Source organism: Mycobacterium sp. UM_WGJ, assembly GCF_000455125.1.
In the GTDB taxonomy this organism is placed as follows: domain Bacteria; phylum Actinomycetota; class Actinomycetes; order Mycobacteriales; family Mycobacteriaceae; genus Mycobacterium.
The window spans coordinates 26771-48707 of the sequence record NZ_AUWR01000034.1 but is presented as its reverse complement, the minus strand read 5'-3'; the positions used below and the strand labels follow the sequence as shown (position 1 = coordinate 48707).

Here is a 21937-nt window from a genome sequence, read left to right as displayed (position 1 = left end):
GACATCACATTCTGAAAACAGGTGCTGATGCCGCGAATGCGGGACGGAACCGAGAATAGCCCGCTTCTGTGCTTGACGCAACAGAGACCGTGCGGCGCGCCTCAACCCGGTACCGCCACCCCGGAGTTCCACTTGACCGCGTCGCCGACCGGCATCTCGGTGACGTTGAACACACGCGCCTCCGGGGACTCCAGCACCGCATCGGGCAGCTGGGCCGCTGTCGTCAGCGCGATCACCGCAGGTCCAGCACCGGACAGCACGGCCGCGATGCCGTGCCGACGCAGCAACTCCAGGAACGCCGCCGACTCCGGTTGCGCGGCGCCGCGCTGCGGCTGGTGCAGCACGTCCTCGGTGGCCGTCAGCAGCAGATCGGGCCGCTCGGTCAGCGCCACCACCAGCAGCGCGGCCCGGCTGACATTGAACCGGGCATCGCGGTGGCTGACCTGCTCGGGCAGCAAAGCCCGGGTCTCGGCAGTCGACGAGCGCAGTTGCGGGATCGCCGGGAACAGACGGATGTCGGGGTGCAGCCGCAGCGGCGCCGCCGCATAGTCCACGTGGTCGTCGGCTGCTTCTGCTGTCCACGAAACCACTGCACCGCCCAGTACGGCTGCCGCAGCGTTGTCGGGGTGGCCTTCGAACTCCGAGGCCAGCTGGATCAGTTGTGTTTCGGACAGGCCGGGCCGATCGATTTGCGCGACAAGGCCATTGACTACGGCCAGCCCGCCGACCACCGCGGCCGCCGACGAGCCCAGGCCGCGCTGATGCGGGATCGCATTGCGGCAACGCACCACCATGCCGGGCGCCTCGACACCAACCTCACGCATGCCGCGCAGGATTCCTTGCACCACAAGGTGATCCGAGGTGAGTGGAACCTGACCGGCGCCCTCCCCCTCGACCTGCACCACCAGACCGGACTCGACCGTCTCGACGATCACCTCGTCGTAGAGGCCCAGCGCCAGGCCCAGGCTGTCGAAGCCGGGGCCCAGGTTGGCGCTCGACGCCGCTACCGCGACGCTGGCCGCCAACCCGGTCGGCAACAACTGAACCACTAGGCCAGCCCCAATTCGGCGACCACAGTGGCCGCGTCGACGGGAACCGCGGTCACCTCGGGCATGTCCTTCAGCGCGGTGTCGGGGTCTTTGAGCCCGTTGCCGGTCACCGTGCACACCACGGTCGAACCGCGCGGCACCCAGCCGTCCTCCACCGATTTGAGCAGCCCGGCGATGCTGGCCGCCGAGGCCGGTTCGACGAACACGCCCTCGGTCTGCGCCACCAGGTGATAGGCGGCCAGGATCTCGTCGTCGGTGGCGGCCAGGAACCGGCCACCCGAATCCACCTGCGCTTCGACGGCCTGCGTCCAGGAGGCCGGCGAGCCGATGCGGATCGCGGTGGCGATGGTCTCCGGGTTCTTGACCGGTTCACCGAGCACCAGCGGTGCGGCCCCGGCAGCCTGGGTGCCCAGCATCTTCGGCAGCTTCTCGGTCAGGCCGTCGGCGAAGTACTCGCGGTAGCCCTTCCAGTACGCGGTGATGTTGCCGGCGTTGCCGACCGGCAGCGAGTGGATGTCGGGCGCGGTGCCCAGTGCGTCGACGATCTCGAAGGCCGCGGTCTTCTGGCCTTCGATGCGTACCGGGTTCACCGAGTTCACCAGCGAGATGGTCGGGAAGTCGGTGGCCATCTTGCGGGCCAATTCCAGGCAGTCGTCGAAGTTGCCGTCGATCTGAATGATCTTGGCGCCGTGCATGACTGCCTGCGCGAGCTTGCCCATCGCGATCTTGCCCTGCGGGATCAGCACGGCACAGGTGATGCCGGCGCGGGCGGCGTAAGCGGCCGCCGATGCCGAGGTGTTGCCGGTCGAAGCGCACAGCACCGCCTTTTGGCCGCGCGCGACCGCATCGGTGACCGCCATCGTCATACCGCGGTCCTTGAACGATCCGGTGGGGTTGAGCCCCTCCACCTTCAGGTGCACCGTGCAGCCGGTCTGCTCGGAGATCCGCTTGGCGTGGATCAGCGGGGTGCCGCCCTCGTGCAGGGTGATGGCCGTCCAGTCGTCGCCGATGGGAAGCCGATCGCGGTAGGCGCCGATCAGGCCGGGCCAGGGGCGGTGGATCGGTGTCCGGGTGGAGCTCACTGGTCTGTTCCTTCCAGTCGTAGCACGCTGGCGATCCGCTGGACTGCGTCCAGGTCAGCCAGCGCCGCAACGGTTTTCGACAATGCTGCGTCGGCAGCTCGGTGGGTGACCACAACGATCCGAGCGCCGATCAGCTGGCCGTCGTCGTCGGCCACACCCTCCTGGCGCACCTCGGCGATGCTGACGCCGTGGGCGGCGAACTCGGCTGCCACCGTGGACAGCACACCCGGCTTGTCGGCGACATCCATGCTCACGTAGTAGCGGGTCTGCACGTCACCGATCGGTGCGATGGCCAGCTGGGCGTACTTGGATTCACGCGGCCCGCGGCCGCCCTGCACCCGGTTGCGGGCGGCCATCACCAGATCACCGGTGACCGCGGATGCGGTCGGCGCGCCACCGGCACCCTGGCCATAGAACATCAGCCGGCCGGCCGCCTCGGCTTCGACCACCACCGCGTTGAAGGCCCCGTTGACCGTGGCCAGCGGATGGGTCAACGGCACCAGCGCCGGGTAGACCCGGGCCGAAACCCGCTGTTGCCCATCGGCGGTGGTGATGCGCTCGCAGATCGCCAGCAGTTTGATCGTGCAGCCCAATGCCCGGGCCGTGGTGAAGTCCGCCGGACTGATGCTGGTGATGCCCTCGCGGTAGACGTCGTCGGCGGTCACCCGGGTGTGGAAGGCGATCGATGCCAGGATCGCGGCCTTGGCGGCGGCGTCGTAGCCCTCCACGTCGGCGGTCGGGTCGGCCTCGGCGTAGCCCAGCGCACTGGCGTCGGCCAGCGCGGAGCTGTAGTCGGCGCCGGTGGAGTCCATTTCGGACAGGATGTAGTTGGTGGTGCCGTTGACGATGCCGGCCACCCGCAAGACGGTGTCACCGGCCAGCGACTGAGTCAGCGGCCGGATCACCGGGATGGCGCCGGCGACACTGGCCTCGAAATAGAGGTCCACGCGCGCGTTCTCGGCGGCCTCGGCCAGCTCCCCGGTAGACCGCGACAGCAGGGCCTTGTTGGCGGTGACGACGGATTTGCCGTGCGCGATCGCCGACAGGATCGCCTTGCGGGCCGGCTCGACCGGGCCCATCAGTTCCACGACGATGTCGACGTCGCTGCGCGCCACCAGGCTGTCGATGTCGTCGGTGAGCAGCTCCTCGGGCACGCCGCGGTCGGCCGCCACCCGGCGAACTCCGACCCCGCGCAATACCAGCGGTGCGCCGATGCGGGCGGCCAGATCATCAGCGCTGGCCTCAAGAATGCGGACGACTTCGCTGCCGACATTGCCCAAGCCGAGGACTGCCACCCCTACGGGGCCCCCGGACACCTGTGAACCGGACACTTTTTACCCCACCTCCAGGCTGATCAGGTCTTCGACGGTCTCCCGGCGCAGCATAAGGCGGGCCTTCCCGTCACGTACCGCCACCACCGCCGGGCGGGTGAGCAGGTTGTACCTGCTCGACATCGAGTAACAGTAGGCGCCGGTAGCGGCCACTGCGATCAGGTCGCCGGGAACCATGCCTTCGGGCACCCAGGCGTCACGGACGATGATGTCGCCGCTCTCGCAGTGCTTGCCGACGATGCGCCCCAGCTCCGGCAACGCTCCTGCTTCTCCGAGGCCCGGTAGGCCGCGCGAGACCAGCCGCACGTCGTAGTGCGCGTCATACAGCGCCGGCCGGATGTTGTCGCTCATGCCGCCGTCGACGCTGACGTAGCGGCGATGTCCGGTGGCGCTGACGGCGACGTCCTTGACGGTGCCGACCTCATAGAGCGTGATGGTGCCCGGCCCGGCGATGGCCCGACCGGGTTCGACGACCAGCTGCGGGGTGGGCAGGCCCACCGCGTCGGACTCGTCGCGCACGATCGCGGCGAGTTTGGCGGCCAGCTCGGCCATCGGCGGCGGGTCATCCTGCGGCTGATACGAGATGCCCAGTCCCCCGCCCAGGTCGATGACCGAGAGCTGCGCGGTCTTGTCGACACCGAATTCGGCGACCACGTCCCGCAGCAGCCCGATGACCCGGTGGGCGGCCAACTCGAAGCCGGCGACGTCGAAGATCTGCGAGCCGATGTGGCTGTGCAGGCCGATCAACCGCAGGTGCTCGGTGGCGAACACCTTTCTGATGGCGTCCATCGCCGCACCGCTGGCCAGCGACAGGCCGAACTTCTGGTCTTCGTGGGCGGTCGAGATGAACTCGTGGGTGTGGGCTTCCACACCGACGGTGACGCGGACCAGCACGTCCTGGATGATCCCGGCAGCCTTGGCGACCGCTTCAAGGCGGTCGATCTCGATCAGTGAGTCGAGCACGATGTGGCCGACTCCGGCGTTGACCGCGGTCTCGAGTTCTTCGACGGATTTGTTGTTGCCGTGCAAGGTGATTCGCTGCGCGGGGAAGTTAGCGTGCAACGCGACGGCCAGCTCGCCTCCGGTGGCGACATCCAGGCACAGGCCCTCCTGGTCGATCCAGCGCGCGATCTCGCCGCACAGGAACGCCTTGGCGGCGTAGTGCACGTTGTCGCCCCCGCCGAACGCCTCGGCGATCTCGCGGCAACGGCCCCGGAAGTCGTCCTCGTCGATGACGAACAGCGGGGTGCCGAACTCGGCGGCCAGGTCGGTCACCTTCACCCCGGCGATCTGGGTGACGCCGTCTTCGCCGCGAACAGTGTTGCGCGGCCAGACGTTCGGCGCCAACTGCAGCAGCTGCTGCGGAGTCTGCGGCCGCGGTGGCAGACCGTCGTGCTGGATCTCTTCGGCGTGGCGGGGGCCCGCGGGGTGGACGTTCACATCCGCTCCGGTGCGCTCACGCCGAGGATGCCCAGCCCGTTGGCGATCACCTGGCGAGTGGCCTGACACAGCGCCAGCCGCGCCGCGTGCAGATCACCCGGATCCTCGTCGCCTTGGGGCAGCACTCGGCAGCTGTCGTAGAACCGGTGGTAATCGCCGGCCAGGTCTTCGAGGTAGCGGCAGACCCGGTGCGGTTCCCGCAGTGCGGCAGCGGTTTCCAGCACCCGCGGGAACTCCCCGAGGTTGCGGATCAGCGCGCCTTCCTTGTCGTGGCTGAGCAGCCCGAGGTTGGCGGTGTCGGGTGCCAGGCCCAGTTCGGCGGCGTTGCGGGCCAGCGCCGAGAGCCGCGCGTGCGCGTATTGCACGTAGTAGACCGGGTTTTCGTTGCTCGCCGAGGACCACAGCGCCAGGTCGATGTCGATGGGAGTGTCCACCGAGGAACGGGTCAGGCTGTAGCGGGCGGCGTCCACGCCGATGGCCTCGACCAGATCGTCGAGGGTGATGACGGTGCCGGCACGCTTGCTCATCTTGACCGGCTGGCCGTCACGGACCAGATTGACCATCTGGCCGATCAGCACCTCGACGGTGGCCGGGTCGTCCCCGAATGCGGCGGCGGCGGCCTTGAGCCGGGCGATGTAGCCGTGGTGGTCGGCGCCGAGCATGTAGATGCACAGGTTGAAGCCACGCTCGCGCTTGTCCAGGTAGTAGGCCAAGTCGCCGGCGATGTAGGCGGGCTTGCCGTCGCTCTTGATGACGACGCGGTCCTTGTCGTCGCCGTAGGCGCTGGTGCGCAGCCAGGTGGCGCCGTCTTTTTCGTAGATGTTGTCGTTGGCGCGCAGCCGCTCGATGGCCTGCTCGACGCGGCCGGAGGTGTGCATCGAGTCTTCGTGGGTGAAGACGTCGAAGTCGGTGCCGAACTCGTGCAGCGACTTCTTGATGTGGGTGAACATCAGGTCGACGCCGATCTCGCGGAATGTCTCTTGCGCGTCCGGACTGGTCAGGGCGTCGGGGGCCTTGACCTGGATTTGGGCCGCGATATCGGTGATGTAGGCGCCGGCGTAGCCGTCTTCGGGGGCGGGCTCGCCCTTGGCGGCGGCGATCAGCGAGTTGGCGAACCGGTCGATCTGGGCGCCGTGGTCGTTGAAGTAGTACTCGCGGGTGACCGCGGCACCCTGGGTGCTCAGCAGCCGGCCCAGCGCGTCGCCGACCGCGGCCCAGCGGGTGCCACCGATGTGGATGGGGCCGGTGGGGTTGGCCGAGACGAACTCCAGGTTGACGTTGAGACCGTCGAACTCGCGGGAGTGGCCGTAGTTCTCTGCGGCGGCGATGACGTTGGCGACCACGGCACCCTGCGCGGAAGCCTCGATGCGTAGGTTCACAAAGCCCGGCCCGGCGATCTCGGCCGCGGCGATCCCGTCGGCCTGCGCCAGTGCTTCGGCCAGCCACTCGGCCAGCTCACGCGGGTTGACACCCACCTTCTTGCCCAGCTGCAGCGCCAGGTTGGTGGCGTAATCACCGTGTTCGGGGTTGCGCGGCCGCTCGACTGTCACCGTCGCGGGCAGCGCGGCGGTGTCCAGGTCGTGCTCGGCCAGCACCGCTGCGGCGGTGTTCTTGAGCAATTCGGCCAGATCGGCGGGGGTCACGAGGCCCCATCCTATGGTCTGACGTGGTCAGGCCCCGAATCCGTCCGGTTCTTAAGTCCGGCCATTGATGCGCTAGTCTGTCAAAGCCCACATGGCGCCGCATCACGCGAGCGCCCCCGTAGCTCAGGGGATAGAGCGTCTGCCTCCGGAGCAGAAGGCCGCAGGTTCGAATCCTGCCGGGGGCACCCATCTACCAGGCCTGTATCGGGTTCGACGCTTCCGGTTCCCAGTGAATTTCGCAAACCGCGGTTCACTTATACGCTCTGCCCATGACCACTCCCGTGTTGCGGGTCTCCCCGGTCAGCCTTCGCGCGCTGGCGCAGCGCTGTTCAGTGCTGTCTGGTCATGTCACACCGGCTTTGCCGACAACGGCGGTGCCTCGGTGGCAGTCCAGCGGCGCTGCCTCCAACACTGTCAACACCGGCGCCAGCGCAGCGGCTGCCGCGATGCGCACACGGATGACCGCCGACTCGACAAAGCTCGCCGCCGCGGCCGACGAGTATGTGGCGATGGACAACGAGGGTGCCGCCGCCCTGACAGCGGTCCCCCAGCGTGATGCTGGCCTCCCGCCCTTGGCCCCGCTCTCCGGCACCGACGGCGGCGCGGGTGCGGCCGGGATGGGCGAGTAACCCGCGATGACCTATCCGACGTTGACCGAGATCGAGGACGCCGATTGGGATTTCCTGACCATCAACGCAACCGCCTGGGCCTCCCCCGCCGACACCTGGGAAGCCTCGTTCACCGAGGTCCGCGAGGCCTCAAAGACCCCTGGCGGGACCCCCTGAACCGGCGCCGGAGCTGAGGCCTTTCAACACCGCACCGCCGCCGATGTGGTCACCGTCCACGGCCCCGCAGACATGCTGCGCCGCGCCGCCGATATTGCCGCCCGCGCCGCACAGGCCCAACAAGGCAACAAGGCTGCTGTACTCGAAGCCATCGGCCTCGCCGAACGCGACGAATACCGAGTCGGCGACGACTACTCCGTCACCGACACCTGGGCCTACTACACTTCAGCGGCCGAGCAGGAGGCACGCGAGTTCGCGGCTGAGCGGCATCGGGCGTTCATCAGATCTCGGGCCGACAATCTGGTCCATCACGAGCAGGAGATAGGCCGCCAACTCAGCACCGCCACCGCAGGACTGCGCGCCTTCAGCTTCGGCGAAGACGGCGCTGACGGCGGGGCAGGCGGCAACGGGCGTCCGCATGTTCCGGCGCCAGTCGACGCCGACCCGTCCGATGCAGCGCGGCGGCGTGATCAGGCGATTGCCGAGGATCCCGCTGCCGACCCCACGGCACGCCGGCTGGCTCAGGAACGTCTCGATGATTTCCGGAATTCGGAGTTCATCGGCCCGCTACCAGCCGATCCAGTTCTGGGCGGCGACGCGCGCACCCGCGCCCAAGCCAGACGGCAGCTTCAGGCTTTCCTGGAATCTGGTCAGGCCTATCCAGACCGACCACCGCTGACACCCGATGAAGCAACCCGAATGCTTGATAGGTGCGAATCCCAGGCCCGGGAATTGGTGCTTGGCAGCTTCGCCAATCAGCTGAAGTCGGCGGGGGTCTCGCCGGCCGGTGTCCGGCAAGCGCTCGATGAGGTGCACAGCGGCAAGTCGCCCCGGCAGCTGCTCCACGACGCGGGCTCTGGCATATCGAGCGGGGTCGGCGGTCTGGGCAGCGGCCTGGGTTCGCAGGCAAACGCCCTCCCCCAGGGCAAGCATTGGGGCGAAGCTCAAGTGTGGTCGAAGGCGGATGTCGATGCCCTCAAGACGCTGGGTAAACGGCTGTCCGTGGCCGGAATTGGCCTGGACGCGGCCGCGACCATCGATAACATCGTCCTCGGTTCCGAAACAGGTGAGGAGCTCGCCAAGTTCGGTGGACGCAGCCTCGGCTCATGGGGCGGAGGCTTCATCGCCGGGGCGGCATGGGGTTCATGGGTGGGGCCAGAGGGCACTGTAATTGTCGGCCTTCTCGGCGCTGCGGCAGGCGGGTTGGGAGGGGAAAAGCTAGTGGAGTGGGCTATCGGCAAATGACGGTAAGCAATCTGTCTTTTGGGGTCATCATCCTGTGCCTTGTCGGGGGATTCACACTCTCGTTCCTCAAGATCAGCACCAGCGCCCAGCGGCGCATCTACTGGACCCTCGCTTGCACAGCGGGCGTCTCTGGCATCTTCCTGAAATATCCCAGCTGGGACGACGCAGTAGCGCTAGGACTATTTCCCCTCGTGACGATGGCGTTTATAGCCTACGTAGCCACTCCCTACATCAAGATCCGCGGAAGAATCTATGCGCTGACGATCACAGACCCCGATCCCGAAGATGCTCCTGCAACAACCGATTCCACGCGGCAGGAGATCGACCTCCATCCCGACTCCTACAGCGGGCTCCTCACCGCCACAACCATGTGGTGGCTCTTCTTGATTCCGTCGGTAATCGCCACGGGGCACGTCTACTTGATCATTATCGGCAAGGGGGAATCATGGGCCGCGATCATGAGCGTCACCTTTCTTGCCCTCCTGATTGCCGGAACCGCATACGGCGACGCCAGCTGGCGCTACCCGATAGCACGCGGACAATACGTGCAGTTCGTCGTCAACACAGTCATCACCGCCGGTGTTTTTTACTTCTTATACGTGGCCGCCTACTACGCCGGCCGACGCCACCCCATCCGACGCGAACAGTCGATGGAATATCGGGTACACCCGCGCCACAGGGAGCTGGACAGCTGATACCGCCGCATTGGCAGCCGCTCTGCTCCAGCGAGGAGCGAAGAACCCCGCGGTGGTTCCGCTCGATCGGGGTGAGCTTGCCGAGCGCGCGTCGGCCCGGCAGCGTTGGTGGTGGGTCCCCTCGACTTGCTCCACCGACGACAGTCAGCCCAACAGCGCAGGCAGGGGAACGTGCATCAAGCAGCATGCCGCACGGAGCAATTCAGCTTCCGATGCTGTCACGATGCCGTCGTGCAGCACCGATTCCACCATCGCTTCGACGAGTGCCTGCTTCGCCCTCGGATCCAAGGCGTCGAGGGCGGCCCAGCCTTCGTCGAGGGTCTGTTGCCAGCTCAACCGGCGCGGGTTCTCGAGCCTGGCGGTATCACCGTAAAGTCGTTGCAGCGCAATGTCCAAAGTCTGTGTCGCCACGTTTTGGTCGGCGCCCCCGGCGACCGCGAGAGTCGCCAGCAGGGTCGTCACCACCGGGCGCACACCGGTGAGCGAATCGCTGCCCACCTTGCTTCTGCGAGCCGGGTCGTTGGTGTCGAGTAGGTAAACCCAGACCAGGCGGGTCAGGCAGTATTCGAACATCGTCACCTTCTCGTCGGCGACGGCGAGCGCATTGAGCACCGCGATGAGCGCGTCCTGTTCGGCACGAGAGTGGGTGGCGATCTGCGGCAAGGCCAGCGCGACGACCGGGAGCCGAAGTTCGCGCGGCAGCGCGCGCATCCGGTCGGCGAGCGCGGAGGCTTCCCGTGCCTGCGTCGGCCCCAGAAGCTCGGTCACCGAGGCAAGCTGGCGGGCGTGCAGACCCCCGCTCGACGGTGCCAGGAGCAACGCGATGACGGCCGCGGGGGCCGTGGTGGGCTGGCTGGCCAGCGCGCGGACATCGTCAGGAATCCGCGCATGCAGAGCCGCGCCGTACTTCAGGTCGGCCGGAGTGAAGGTGCCTGCGCGAGCCACGACTTGCTCGGGGCTGGTGCGCCAGCCGGCATCGGAGACTTGCTCTGGTGCGGGGGTCTGACGGCCGAGCGCCGTTGCGGCGGGGGCGAAACCTGCGGCGACGTCCTCGGCCAGGCCGTCGGGTGCCTGATTGGCGTACCGCTGCTGCAGTTCGGCGATTTCGCCGGGGTCGAAGGTGGGGTTGAGCGCCCTGATCCGGTCCGTGAGGGGCGGATGCGTCGCGAACAACGACGCGAATGACCGTCGCGCGCCCTCTCCGAACAGCATGTGGCTGACCTCGGCGGCATTGCGGGAGTCGCGCAGCCGCGAACCGGTCGGTATGCCGCCGATCTTCTTCAGCGCGCCTTCGAGGCCGTCGGTCTGGCGCGTGAACTGCACCGCCGACGCGTCGGCCAGCCACTCCCGTTGCCGTGCGACCGCGGCCTTGATCACGTTGGCGAAGAACACGCCGACGTAGCCGAGCACCATCATCGCAAACGCGAACGCAAGGAGGGGAAGCGCGCGTTTGCCGTCGCTCCCGCGGCCGCCGACCTGCAGCATGCGCAGGCCGATCATTCCGATCAGCAAGATTCCGCTGAGCAGCCCGATGAGTCGAATGTTCAGCCGCATATCACCGTTGAGGATGTGGCTGAACTCGTGAGCGATGACACCCTGTAATTCATCACGGTTGAGTTGTGCCAGGGCGCCGCCTGTCACCGCGATCGCAGCATCGGCCGGTGTGAAACCTGCGGCGAAAGCGTTGATTCCGGGTTCACCCGGCATGACGAACAGACGTGGCGCAGGCACGCCGGACGCCAGCGACATCTCCTCGACGATGTTGACGTACCTACGCAACTGCGGGTCGGTCGTCGTCGGGTCCACGGGCACCGCGCCGACGGCCGCGGCGACAGCAGCGCCCCCCTTGCGCAGCGAAATTGTCTTGAACAACGTTCCCCCTGCGATGATCACGAGCGTGATCGCGGTGACGACGATGACGATCGCCAGAATCGATGATGAATCGATTCCGCCGTAATCCTTTGAGAGATAGAGCATCGCAATCACCGCGGCGGCATCGATCGCCGCGACCAACGCCATCACCGCGGCCCCGAAGAGCAGCACCAGCTTCAGCGTGGTTCCCTTGGCGGCCCGCTGATGCTCGAAGAAGTTCATGGCCGCCGGTCGGTCAGAACTGAACCTTCGGCGCGTCCCGCATCTCCGGTTGCTCCGGCGGGATCTCGAGCAGGGCGGCCGGCGCAAAGTTGAACATGCCGGCATAGACATTGCCGGGGAACGTCTCGCGCCGGTTGTTGTAGTTCATCACCGCGTCGTTGTAGGCCTGGCGGGCGAACGCGACCTTGTTTTCGGTGGAGGTCAGTTCCTCCGACAGTTGCATCATGTTCTGGTTCGCCTTGAGGTCGGGATACTGCTCGACCACCAGGTTGAGCCGGCTCAGCGCGCCGTCGAGCGCCTGCTGCCCCTGCGCCAACTGCTGCATCGCCGCCGGGTCACCGGGATTGGCCTGGGCGGCGGCAAGGCCGTTCATCGCGGCGCCACGCGCATTGACGACCGCCTCCAGGGTCTGGCGCTCATGCGCCATGTACGCCTTGGCGGTTTCGATCAGGTTGGGAATGAGGTCGAAGCGACGCCGCAACTGAACGTCGATCTGGGCGAAGGCGTTCTTGTACGCGTTGCGCGCCCGAACCAGGCCGTTGTAGCCCGCGATCACGAGCACCGTGAGGAGCAGGAATATGGCTACAACGACGATGATTCCTGTGGTGAGCCCCATGAGGCATACCTCCAAAGAGTCGGCCTTGCCGCGGTTTGCGCGGTTTTCGGCGAAGCGTAACCGCTGAAAAGGCCAGCGCAGGTCCGTTCGGAGGCTTCACCGTTTCGCCCGCCGCTACGGGCTTCCACTGAGTACGGCGGCCACCAGCGGTCAACCCCTCCGGATGCGGCCCTTGCGCCGCGGCTACGGAGTGCCGCCGGCACCGCCTGGACTGCCGCCGACGCCCTTGCCGACCATCTCGGCCTTCCCCGCAATCACGGCGCCCCCGTCGGGCACCTCGACAAACCCGCTGAACCTGATAAAAAGCTATGGGTCCGTCGACGCGGCGCGCATCAGGGAAATCCCTTGCAATTCCGGGCGGATGCCCTGTGTTCTCTGGGCATCAGCTGCCAAAGAGGTGCACGTTCCTTTCGCGCACAGCGCAAATCGGCCCGGGATGCGCCGTTCGAAACTAAGGTCGGCTAAGTGACAATTCGCCTTGGCTTCCAGATTCCCGACTTCTCCTACGGCACCGACGTTTCGGAGCTGTTCCCCACCGTCATCGCACAGGCCCGCGAGGCCGAGGCCGCCGGGTTCGACGCGGTCTTCGTGATGGACCACTTCTATCAACTGCCCATGCTGGGCTCCCCCGATCAGCCGATGCTCGAGGCCTATACCGCTCTGGGCGCGCTGGCGACCGCGACGCAGCAGGTGCAGCTGGGCACGCTGGTCACCGGCAACACCTACCGCAACCCGGCGCTGCTGGCCAAGATCATCACCACGCTCGATGTGGTCAGTGCCGGCCGCGCCATCCTGGGCATCGGCACTGGCTGGTTCGAGCTCGAACACGACCAGCTGGGCTTCGAATTCGGTACCTTCACCGACCGCTTCAACCGGCTCGACGAGGCGCTGCAGATCATCCTGCCGATGATCAAGGGCGAGCGACCCACATTCGAAGGTAAGTGGTACCGCACCCAAGAGGCGATGGCCGAACCCCGCTTCCGCGACCACATTCCGCTGCTGATCGGCGGCAGCGGCGAGAAGAAGACAATCCCGTTGGCCGCGCGTCACTTCGACCACCTCAACCTCATCACCGGGTTCGACGAGGTCCGCGCGAAGATGGACGCGGTGCGGCGCAGCTGCGACGAGGTGGGCCGCGACCCGGCGACCCTGGAGACCACCATGCTGCTCACCGCCCTGGCCGGCGAGGGCGTGACCACCGATCAGATTCCCGCCGCAATGAGTCAGCGGATGGTGGCCGGCAGCCCCGAATCGATCGCCGAGCAGATCAAGACCAAGGTGCTCGATGCGGGTGTCGGTGGGGTCACCATGAACATCCCCGGCTACACCCCCGGGGTGATCACCAAGGTGGGTGCGGCGTTGCGCGCGGTGCTCGACGCCTGACGATAGGTGAGGTCAACCATCAAAGTTGACTCCACTTAGTTCACTAAGTGAACTTAAGCACCGGAGCCGATCCACGGATTGATGCATTAGCATCAGATGTATGCGCACCACATTGTCTATCGATGATGACGTGCTGTTGGCGGTCAAGGAGCGGGCACACCGCGAGCGGCGCCCAGTGGGCGAAGTGCTCTCCGAGTTGGCCAGGCAGGCGCTGACCAGGCACGACACCTCGATGCAGGAGTCCGAGTCGTTCCACGGCTTCGCTCCGCTACCGCACCGCGGCACCGCGGTTTCCAATGCCCTCATCGACCGACTTCGCGACGAAGAGGGCGTCTGAATCAGATGCGGTCATTGCTGGACGTCAATGTGCTGTTGGCGCTGCTCGACCGCGATCACGTCGACCACGAACGGGCACGGTCGTGGCTGGACACCGAGATCGGCCACGGCTGGGCATCGTGCGCGATCACCCAGAACGGCTTCGTGCGCATCATCAGCCAGCCCCGATATCCGAATCCGGTCACGCCCAACTACGCCATCGGCATGTTGGTTCAGGCCACGGGGACCCGCTACCACCAGTTCTGGACCTGCGCGGTGAGCCTTCTCGATGCCGGCGTTGTCGATCCCGCCCGGGTGCACAGCTCCAAACAGGTCACCGACGCGTACTTGCTGGCACTGGCCGTCGCCAACAACGGCAGATTCGTCACGTTCGATCAATCGATCGCTCTGACAACGGTTTCCGGTGCCGAAGATCGACACCTGACGATCCTTTGAGCCGCTACCCCAGCACCGTGTGCATCAGCATCACGTCGTAGGCGTTCCACAGCGACAGCGTGAAGTACACGTCCTTGCCGGTCGACCACGGGTGCACGTAGGGCGCGTAGATGCCGCCGGGGATCTGGCCGGTGGGGATCAGCGTCTGCTCGGCGCTCCACGGCCCCTGCGGGGTGGGCGCGGTGCGGGCCACCACGTCATTGCCGCCGTTGCCGTACAGCGCCAGGTACTGGCGCAGGTAGGTGTTGTACTGCACCGACATCTCGCCCACCGGGCCGGGGATCACCGGCGTGGCCGCAGCCGGGTTGGCCAGCACCCAGGATCCGCTGTCGCCATTCCAGTACTGGTACTTGGTCAGGTCGGGAATGGCGCGCTCGGGCACCCGCGACAAATACGCCGAGCCGCCACGACCGGACGGCGTTCCGTAGGAGTACAGGTAGCCGTCGTTGCCCCGCAGGAATGCGCCCATCTGGAATTTCTCGTTACCGGGGACGAAACGCGCCCGCGGAACGTTCTCCGGCGACGTCGAGCGCACGGTGCCGGGATAGACGCCCCACGTTTCGCCGTTGTCGTTGGAAACCGCGATCGCCGAATAGTTGGTGGACCACTCGCCGTCGCGGCCCCACTGCTTGATGGACATGAAGTTCATGTACTGGTTGCCGGCGATCCCGATCGCGGCGGTGGGGATCATGCCCTCCTGCTGCGGCGCCAGTTGCACCGCGGGCAGTATCTGCTTGGAGAAATTCGCCTGCCGCAGTGGCGATCCCGAGTACTTGTTGCCCACTGCTCCGGGGCCGATGGTGATGCCGTCGGCGAGATTGTTGTCATTGCTGCGGAACAGCACGTTCTGTCGCCACTGCTTGCCCTGGATACGGCAGTAGCCGAAGGTGTCGCCGAACGCGTAGAGGATCTGGCGGTTGGCGGGATCGCCGTTGTCCCAGGGAATTCCGAGGTCGGTGCCGGAGATGCCGAAGCGTTGCAGGGTCTGGTTGGGGCTGTTGGGCCCGGTCATCCACTCCACCAGCGACGTCTGGGCTCCGGCAATAGCGCCACCGGGATCGGCCGTCGACAACCCCGGATCTGCTCCGGGCACCGGGACGGGCTGGACGGGTTGGGCGACGTCCGGCACGGCTTGGCCACCGGGATTGGGCTGCGGGGGTACCACCGCGGCCTGCTGCCGAATGGTGCCGTTGGGGTTGATCAGCGCGGCGATCAGCGGGCCCAGTTTGGGCAACGGCGCTTGATCATTGGTACCGCGGGGACGGCGCCCGGTGGGCAGCTGACCGGCTCCGGTGGTCGGCGAGCCCGGTGGCGGATCGATATTGGCTTCGGGGGCGTTGCAGGTGGCCGCGCTCGCCGGCGCGAACTCGCTGGCGGCGACCATCCCCAGGACGACGACTGGCACCATTGCCGCCGAGACGATTCGACGTGTCGCCGACATGTCACACCTTTCCCAGGACCCGCTCCCGGGCCTCGCACCACTGTGACGATAGTGATTTCTAGGACTGGTGTGGCTGCCGGAGGACGATAGAGACGCTTCCGTGACGGTGTCGCAACCAGCGGATCGCCCGCTCAGCCGGCCCGGTTGACCTCGGCGACCACATCGGCCACGCAGCGCAGTTGGCCCAGGTCAGAGCTGGTCGGGATCAGATGCACCTCATCGGTGCCCACCGCCGCAAAGCGTTGCAGCACCTGCGCCAGCTCGTCCTCGCTGCCGGCCCAGCCGGTGCTCGGGGCCATCGCCTCGACATACTCGGCGGGAATCCAGTTCATGTAGCGCAGCAGGTGCCGACGCACCTGATCGCGGGCCTCGTCACGGTCCCCCAGCGCGAACCAGAACGACGTCGCCAGATGTGGCTTGGCCCGGCCCGCCTGCTGCCAGGCGTCGCGGGCGACGTCGAACAGGTCGTTCTGCTTGGCGACATCCAGGTCCATGGTGATGCCGGCCAGTCCTTCGGCCCAGGTCGCCGCGCTACGCAACGTCTTGGGGCCGATGGTGCCGACCAGCAGTGGCGGCCCGCCGGGTTGGGTGGGCGCCGGTCCGACCGGCAGCACCGACTCGGTGAGCTTCTCGCCGGCCCAGACGCGCCGCATGATCGCCACCGCGGCAGCCAACTCGCCCATCTTCTGCCTCGCCGGATCGGCGCCGACCGCCCGGTAGTCCTCGTCCCGGCCGCCGATGCCGAGCCCGACGGTAAGCCGGCCGCCGCTGAGCAGGTCGGCGGTGGCCAGCGCTTTGGCGAGCATGACCGGGTCATGCAGTTGCGGGACGATCACCGTGGTCACCAGCCGCACCCGCTCGGTCCAGGCCGACAGCGCACCCAGCAGGGTCAGGCTGTCGGGGTTGGTGAAAGCGATCCGCTCGCCCCAGCACAACGACGCGAACGGCCCGTCGTCGATCGCTCGCGCCCAGTCCCGCAACAGCGTTGCGTCGAGGTCCGGTTCCATCACGGGCATGGTCATTCCCACCTGCATGACCGCGATTGTGGCATGGGCGGCCTACACGGCCGACACTTGAGCAATGGGCATTTCGTTCAACCACACCATCGTGGCCGCGCACGACAAGCAGGCATCGGCAGCGTTTCTGGCCGAGCTGTTCGGACTGCCGGCACCGCAGCCGTTCGGCCACTTCCAGGTCGTCGCACTCGATCACCAGGCCAGCCTCGATTACGCCGACGTGCCCGACGGCGAGGAGATCCGGCCGCAGCACTACGCGTTCTTAGTCTCCGAGTCCGACTTCGACGCGATCTACGCCAAGATCTGCGAGCGCGGGCTGGAGCACTGGGCCGATCCGCGCGGTGAACGCCCGGGCGAGATCAACCACAACGACGGCGGACGCGGGGTGTATTTCCGCGATCCCGGCGGTCACTACCTGGAGATCCTGACCCGGCCGTACGGCTCGGGCTAGCGAGGCTCGACGCAGGAGAGCCGACGATGGACCGCCGAATCAGCCCGGCGGTTAGCGAGGCTCGACGCAGGAGAGCCGACGCTGGACCGCCGAATCAACTGGGCGAATGGCCACGCTGGCGCTCCTGGGTGCGGTAATCGGTGGCGAGTTCGGCGACATGCGCCGGCAACTCACCGCCCGCCACGTCGGCCAGGCTGGTCTGCTCGAGCACCGAGCGCATGCTGGCCCGCAACGCCCGCCACACGTCGGTCAGCGCGGCGGTCGGCCCGGCGTAGGGCAGATCGCCCAGACCGATGTCGCGCACACTGGCCAGCGGGCCGTCGATGCAGCGCAACACGTCGGCGACGCTGATCGCGGTGGCCGCCCGGGCCAGTTCGTAGCCGCCGTCGCGGCCGCGCTGGCTGCGCACCAGCCGGTCGGTGCGCAGATCCGACAAGATGTCGACCAAAAACTGCGCCGGAATACCCTGCGCGGCCGCTATTTCGTCGGTCTTGACCAGGGCGCCGGGCTCGGCGGTGGCCAGTTGGACCATCGCTCGCACCGCGTACTCCGCCTTGGCCGACATGCGCATTGCGAGCATTCTTCCATCTGGCGGCTCAGCTGATCGCTGCGAGCACCTCTTGGGCGTATTCGGGCCGGCACACCACCAGATCGGGAAGCAGCGGGTCCGCCCGGTTGTAGACCAGCGGTGAACCGTCGATGCGTGAGGTGTGCAGGCCCGCGGCCCGGGCTACCGCCACCGGGGCGGCCGAGTCCCATTCGTACTGTCCGCCGGCGTGCACGTAGACATCGGTGGTGCCCGCCACGACGGAGGCCACCTTCACCCCCGCCGAGCCCATCGGTATCAGCACGCCGTCGAGTCGCTCGCGAACCGCTTCGGCGATCGCGGGCGGACGGCTGCGCGACACCGCGATGCGGGGCGCGCCGGCGTACGCGGGCGGAGCGGCCACCGTCGGGGTGGCCAGCGTGCTGCCCCGTGCGGGCAGGGCCACCGCCCCGGCGGACAACTCGCCGGACTGCCACAGCGCCACGTGCACGGCCCAGTCGTCCCGGCCGAGTTCGCTGAACTCGCGGGTGCCGTCCAGCGGGTCGACGATCCACACCCGTTCAGCGCTGAGCCGGACCGGATTGTCGGCGCCCTCCTCGGACAGCACCGCGTCGTCGGGCCGCTCGCCGGCCAGCGCGGCCATCAGGAAGTCGTGCGAGCGCTGGTCGCCGGCCGCCTTCCGTTCCGCCTCAGTCGCATCGGCCAGCTCCTCGCGGACCCGCAACAGCAGCCGGCCCGCCTCGGCGGCCAGGTGCGCAGCCAGCTGGTGATCGTTCACTTGCGGGAGTCGATCGCCGCGATCACCTGGCGGGCCTGCTCGTCGACGCTGTTCTTCGAGCTCAGCCGCACGTCGGGATTCCGCGGCCGCTGATAGGGGCTGTCGATACCGGTGAAGTGCGTGATCAGCCCGGCGCGCGCTTTCGCGTAGAGCCCCTTGGGGTCACGCTGCTCGCACTCCTCCAGCGAGGTGTCGCAGAACACCTCGACGAAGTCGAACCCGGCGTCGGTGTGCACCTGGCGGGCCAGCTGGCGGTGCTCGATCAGCGGGCTGATCGCCGGCACCAGCACGATCTGGCCGGAGTCGGCCAGCAAGGTGGCCACGTGTGCCAGCCGGCGCAGGTTCTCGGCACGGTCGGCCATCGAGAAGCCCAGGTCGGCATTGAGGCCGTGCCGCAGGTTGTCGCCGTCGAGAACGTAAGCCGGCGTTCCCCTTTCGAGCAACAGCTGTTCGACGCGCATCGCCACCGAGGACTTGCCCGCGCCGGACAGCCCGGTCAGCCAGACGGTTCGGCCCTTCGACAACCGGTCCGTCGCGGTGACCAGCGACTCGTGCCGCACGGTGTTGGGGCTCGCCGTGCGCGGTGACACGTCGCGCAGCACCATGCCGGCGGCCACGGTCCCGTTGGTCGCCTGGTCGATCAGGATGAACGAGCCGGTGGCGTCGTTGCGGGTGAACTCGTCGAGCATCAGCGGCACCTGCGAGCGCAGCGAGACGCGGCCGAGTTCGTTGAGTTTCAACGTGTTCGCGTCTTTGTCGCGGTGCAAGGTGTTGACGTCGAGGCGGTAGTCCAGCGCCATCACCTTCACCCGGGTGGTCCGGGTGGTGTGCTTGATGATGTAGTCATTGCCCGGCTGCAGCGTCGCACCGTCGGCCATCCAGCAGACCGTGGCGTCGAAGTCCTGAACGACCCGGGGCTGGTTGTTGGTGCGGGCGATCATGTCGCCGCGGGAGATGTCGATGTCGTCGGTGAGGCTCACCGAGACCGCCATCGGCGGAAACGCTTCGGCCACTGCGCCGGTCGGCCCCTCGATCGCGGCGATCCGGCTCGGCTTGCCCGAGGGCAGCACCACGACGTCGTCGCCGGGCCGCAGCACACCGCTGGCCACCGTGCCGGCGTAGCTGCGGTGATCGGCGTGCTCGTGGGTCTGCGGGCGGATCACGTACTGCACCGGGAACCGCACGTCGACCAGGTTGCGGTCACCGGCGATGTAGACGTCTTCAAGGTGCGACAGCAGCGCAGGACCGTCATAGTAGGGCGTCTTGTCCGACTTGGTCACCACGTTGTCGCCGAGCAGCGCCGACATCGGGATGGTCGTCACGTCGTGTACGTCCAGGCGGGTGGCGAACGAGTGGAAGTCGTCGCGGATCGCCTCGAATTTCTCGGCGTCCCAGTCGATCAGGTCCATCTTGTTGACCGCCAGCACAATGTGGCGAATCCCCAGCAGCGACGCCAGGAAGGTGTGCCGGCGAGACTGCTCCTGCAGCCCGTGCCGCGCGTCGACCAGCACGATCGCCAGCTGGGCGGTCGAAGCACCGGTCACCATGTTGCGGGTGTACTGGATGTGCCCCGGGGTGTCGGCGATGATGAATTTCCGCTTGGGCGTTGCGAAGTAGCGGTAGGCGACATCGATGGTGATGCCCTGCTCGCGCTCGGCGCGCAGCCCGTCGGTCACCAGGGCCAGGTCGGTGTAGTCGTTGCCGCGCTCCCGGGAAGTGCGCTCGACCGAGGCCAGCTGGTCTTCCATGACGGCCTTGGAGTCGAACAGCAACCGTCCGATCAGCGTGGACTTGCCGTCGTCGACCGATCCGGCAGTAGCGATTCGAAGCAATGTGGTTGCCGCACCCATCAGAAATACCCCTGCCGCTTGCGGTCTTCCATGCCTGCTTCGGAGATCCGGTCATCGGCGCGAGTCGCCCCGCGCTCGGTCAGTCGTGACACTGCGGTCTCCTCGATCACCTCTTCGACGGTGGCCGCCGTGGATTCCACGCAGCCCGTGCAGGTGACGTCACCGACGGTGCGGAACCGGACCCGCGTCTCGAACGCCTCTTCGCCGTCGGCGGGGCGCAGGAACTCGTGGTCGGCCAGCAGCATGCCGTCGCGCCTGAACACCTTGCGCTGGTGCGCGAAATAGATGGAGGGCAGAGCGATCTCCTCGACACCGATGTAGGACCAGATGTCGAACTCGGTCCAGTTCGACAGCGGGAACGCCCGGATGTGTTCGCCGGCCCGATGCCGGCCGTTGTAGAGATTCCACAGCTCGGGCCGTTGCGCCTTGGGGTCCCACTGGCCGAACTCGTCGCGGAAGCTGAACACCCGCTCCTTGGCGCGGGCCTTCTCCTCGTCGCGGCGGGCGCCGCCGAACGCGGCGTCGAACTTGTTCTCACTGATCGCCCGCAGCAGGGTGACCGTCTGCAACGGGTTGCGCGACGGCCCGTCGTCCACCACGCGTCCGGCGTCGATGTCATCTTGCACCGAGGCCACCACCAGCCGGACCCCGGTCTGCGCGACGAGCTCGTCGCGCGCGGCGATGACCTCATCGAAGTTGTGACCGGTGTCGACGTGCATCACCGGGAAGGGCAGCCGGCCCGGCGCGAACGCCTTGACGGCCAGGTGCAGCATGACGATGGAGTCCTTGCCGCCGGAGAACAGCAGCACCGGACGCTCGAACTCCGCCGCCACCTCCCGAATGATGTGGATGGCCTCGGCCTCCAGGGTGCGCAGATGCGTGAGCTGGTAGTGCCCGACGGTGGTGGCCTCGGGGGGCGCGGTGACGTTACTGGTCATGACTTCCTTGCCAGGGATACCCGATAATCTTGGTGAGACTTACCATATTTGTTGGTTATAGCTGGCTATGCAACCAGCCGGCCCGCGCTGCTGTCAATGTGATCTGCTCGTCCAGGACCCCTCCCCCGGCCCCTTTCCCCCGCGCGAGGCTGCGTCGGGTACCGCCATGCACGCCGACGGAAAGGGGCCGGCCGACGCTAGAGGGTGACTTCGTCGAGCTTGCCGGTGGCGACGTCGAAGACGAACCCGCGCAGCGAGGTGGTCTGGGTGATGAACGGGCTGGCCTTGATCCGGCGCAGCGACTGACGAACATCCTCGACCGGGTCGGGGAACGCCTCGGCCGACCACGTCGGGCGGATACCGGTCTCTTCCAGGATGGAACGCTTGAAGTCGTCGTCGGTGAAGGTCAGCATCCCGCAGTCGGTGTGGTGGATCAGGATGATCTCGCGAGTGCCCAACAGCCGTTGGCTGATCGCCAGGGAGCGGATCGCGTCCTCGGAGATGACACCCCCGGCGTTGCGGATGGCATGCGCCTCGCCCTCGTTGAGGCCAAGCACCCGATAGACGTCCAGACGCGCATCCATGCAGGCGACGATCGCGACGTGCTTGCTCGGCGGCATGGGCAGCGGGCCGGTGAAGGTCTTCGCATATTCGGCGTTGTTGGCCAGGTAGTCATCGGTGACGGTCACAGGTCTTCTCCTCTGTCGCGGTGCAGCGAAGCCTAGTGAAGGCGCCCCCGGATTTCACGGATAAAAATCACGCAGAAATCCTCCCACCGCGGC

The 21937-nt window shown here is 67.1% G+C and carries 22 protein-coding genes and 1 tRNA gene; 9 read left to right on the top strand and 14 right to left on the bottom strand.

The window, feature by feature from the left end:
- Positions 1-101: 101 nt before the first annotated feature.
- From thrB to argS, 5 genes are read right to left on the bottom strand one after another with little or no spacing between them, the layout of a single operon-like run.
- Positions 102-1049: a homoserine kinase gene (thrB, locus tag N416_RS0111910; RefSeq protein WP_024442331.1), complete on the bottom strand. Its 948-nt coding sequence runs from the start codon at positions 1047-1049 to the stop codon at positions 102-104.
- Positions 1049-2131: a threonine synthase gene (gene thrC, locus N416_RS0111905; protein ID WP_024442330.1), complete on the bottom strand. Its 1083-nt coding sequence runs from the start codon at positions 2129-2131 to the stop codon at positions 1049-1051. The genes thrB and thrC overlap by 1 nt, the downstream gene beginning before the upstream one ends.
- Positions 2128-3447 (bottom strand): homoserine dehydrogenase, encoded by a 1320-nt coding sequence (locus tag N416_RS0111900; protein WP_024442329.1) that lies wholly within the window; start codon positions 3445-3447, stop codon positions 2128-2130. The genes thrC and N416_RS0111900 overlap by 4 nt, the downstream gene beginning before the upstream one ends.
- An 18-nt stretch (positions 3448-3465) precedes the next feature.
- Positions 3466-4848, bottom strand: coding sequence for a diaminopimelate decarboxylase (lysA, locus tag N416_RS0111895; protein ID WP_231384192.1), 1383 nt, complete (start codon positions 4846-4848; stop codon positions 3466-3468).
- Positions 4849-4898: 50 nt separating this feature from the next.
- Complete coding sequence (gene argS, locus N416_RS0111890) at positions 4899-6545, bottom strand: arginine--tRNA ligase (protein WP_024442327.1); 1647 nt, start codon at positions 6543-6545, stop codon at positions 4899-4901.
- 112 nt (positions 6546-6657) lie between these two features.
- On the opposite strand from argS, the gene N416_RS0111885 reads away from it, so the two are divergent.
- From N416_RS0111885 to N416_RS0111865, 5 genes are all read left to right on the top strand, one after another.
- Positions 6658-6730: transfer RNA gene (locus N416_RS0111885), tRNA-Arg, on the top strand.
- Positions 6731-6814: 84 nt separating this feature from the next.
- A complete protein-coding gene (locus N416_RS21575; RefSeq protein WP_024442326.1) occupies positions 6815-7174 on the top strand; it encodes a hypothetical protein in 360 nt (119 codons plus the stop codon).
- 6 nt (positions 7175-7180) lie between these two features.
- The gene (locus N416_RS23240) at positions 7181-7330 is read left to right on the top strand and encodes a hypothetical protein (RefSeq protein WP_155943357.1); all 150 of its coding nucleotides are present in this window, start codon (positions 7181-7183) and stop codon (positions 7328-7330) included.
- Between the two features lie 45 nt (positions 7331-7375).
- Entirely contained in the window at positions 7376-8575 is a 1200-nt protein-coding gene (locus N416_RS0111870) for a hypothetical protein (protein WP_024442325.1), read from the top strand.
- Positions 8557-9270 (top strand): hypothetical protein, encoded by a 714-nt coding sequence (locus N416_RS0111865; RefSeq protein WP_155943356.1) that lies wholly within the window; start codon positions 8557-8559, stop codon positions 9268-9270. Before N416_RS0111870 ends, N416_RS0111865 begins: the two co-directional genes overlap by 19 nt.
- A gap of 144 nt (positions 9271-9414) precedes the next feature.
- Here N416_RS0111865 and N416_RS0111860 read toward each other — a convergent pair whose 3' ends face one another.
- Together N416_RS0111860 and N416_RS0111855 are read right to left on the bottom strand one after the other, a co-directional pair.
- On the bottom strand, positions 9415-11364 hold the full coding sequence (locus tag N416_RS0111860; protein WP_024442323.1) for a M48 family metallopeptidase: 1950 nt from the start codon (positions 11362-11364) through the stop codon (positions 9415-9417).
- Between the two features lie 13 nt (positions 11365-11377).
- Positions 11378-11980, bottom strand: coding sequence for a LemA family protein (locus N416_RS0111855; RefSeq protein WP_024442322.1), 603 nt, complete (start codon positions 11978-11980; stop codon positions 11378-11380).
- A gap of 465 nt (positions 11981-12445) precedes the next feature.
- Between N416_RS0111855 and N416_RS0111850 the strand changes: the two genes are divergently transcribed.
- The 3 genes from N416_RS0111850 (at position 12446) to N416_RS0111840 (ending at position 14134) form a co-directional block, all read left to right on the top strand.
- Entirely contained in the window at positions 12446-13363 is a 918-nt protein-coding gene (locus tag N416_RS0111850; RefSeq protein ID WP_024442321.1) for an LLM class F420-dependent oxidoreductase, read from the top strand.
- A gap of 100 nt (positions 13364-13463) precedes the next feature.
- Positions 13464-13700, top strand: a complete 237-nt coding sequence (locus N416_RS0111845; protein ID WP_024442320.1) for an antitoxin — start codon at positions 13464-13466, stop codon at positions 13698-13700.
- 5 nt (positions 13701-13705) lie between these two features.
- Positions 13706-14134: a TA system VapC family ribonuclease toxin gene (locus tag N416_RS0111840; RefSeq protein WP_024442319.1), complete on the top strand. Its 429-nt coding sequence runs from the start codon at positions 13706-13708 to the stop codon at positions 14132-14134.
- Positions 14135-14138: 4 nt separating this feature from the next.
- Here the strand turns inward: N416_RS0111840 and N416_RS0111835 are convergent, their stop codons facing one another.
- Positions 14139-15575, bottom strand: a complete 1437-nt coding sequence (locus tag N416_RS0111835) for a DUF4185 domain-containing protein (RefSeq protein ID WP_024442318.1) — start codon at positions 15573-15575, stop codon at positions 14139-14141.
- Positions 15576-15706: 131 nt separating this feature from the next.
- The gene (locus tag N416_RS0111830) at positions 15707-16597 is read right to left on the bottom strand and encodes an LLM class flavin-dependent oxidoreductase (protein WP_024442317.1); all 891 of its coding nucleotides are present in this window, start codon (positions 16595-16597) and stop codon (positions 15707-15709) included.
- Positions 16598-16655: 58 nt separating this feature from the next.
- On the opposite strand from N416_RS0111830, the gene N416_RS0111825 reads away from it, so the two are divergent.
- A complete protein-coding gene (locus tag N416_RS0111825; protein WP_024442316.1) occupies positions 16656-17042 on the top strand; it encodes a VOC family protein in 387 nt (128 codons plus the stop codon).
- Between the two features lie 94 nt (positions 17043-17136).
- Here N416_RS0111825 and N416_RS0111820 read toward each other — a convergent pair whose 3' ends face one another.
- From N416_RS0111820 to N416_RS0111800, 5 genes are all read right to left on the bottom strand, one after another.
- Complete coding sequence (locus N416_RS0111820) at positions 17137-17613, bottom strand: RrF2 family transcriptional regulator (RefSeq protein WP_024442315.1); 477 nt, start codon at positions 17611-17613, stop codon at positions 17137-17139.
- Positions 17614-17638: 25 nt separating this feature from the next.
- On the bottom strand, positions 17639-18367 hold the full coding sequence (locus N416_RS0111815; protein WP_024442314.1) for a 3'(2'),5'-bisphosphate nucleotidase CysQ: 729 nt from the start codon (positions 18365-18367) through the stop codon (positions 17639-17641).
- Positions 18364-20217, bottom strand: a complete 1854-nt coding sequence (gene cysC / locus N416_RS0111810) for an adenylyl-sulfate kinase (protein ID WP_024442313.1) — start codon at positions 20215-20217, stop codon at positions 18364-18366. Before cysC ends, N416_RS0111815 begins: the two co-directional genes overlap by 4 nt.
- Complete coding sequence (gene cysD, locus N416_RS0111805; protein WP_024442312.1) at positions 20217-21155, bottom strand: sulfate adenylyltransferase subunit CysD; 939 nt, start codon at positions 21153-21155, stop codon at positions 20217-20219. The genes cysC and cysD overlap by 1 nt, the downstream gene beginning before the upstream one ends.
- Before the next feature lie 197 nt (positions 21156-21352).
- Positions 21353-21844, bottom strand: a complete 492-nt coding sequence (locus N416_RS0111800; protein ID WP_024442311.1) for a carbonic anhydrase — start codon at positions 21842-21844, stop codon at positions 21353-21355.
- Positions 21845-21937 lie beyond the last annotated feature (93 nt).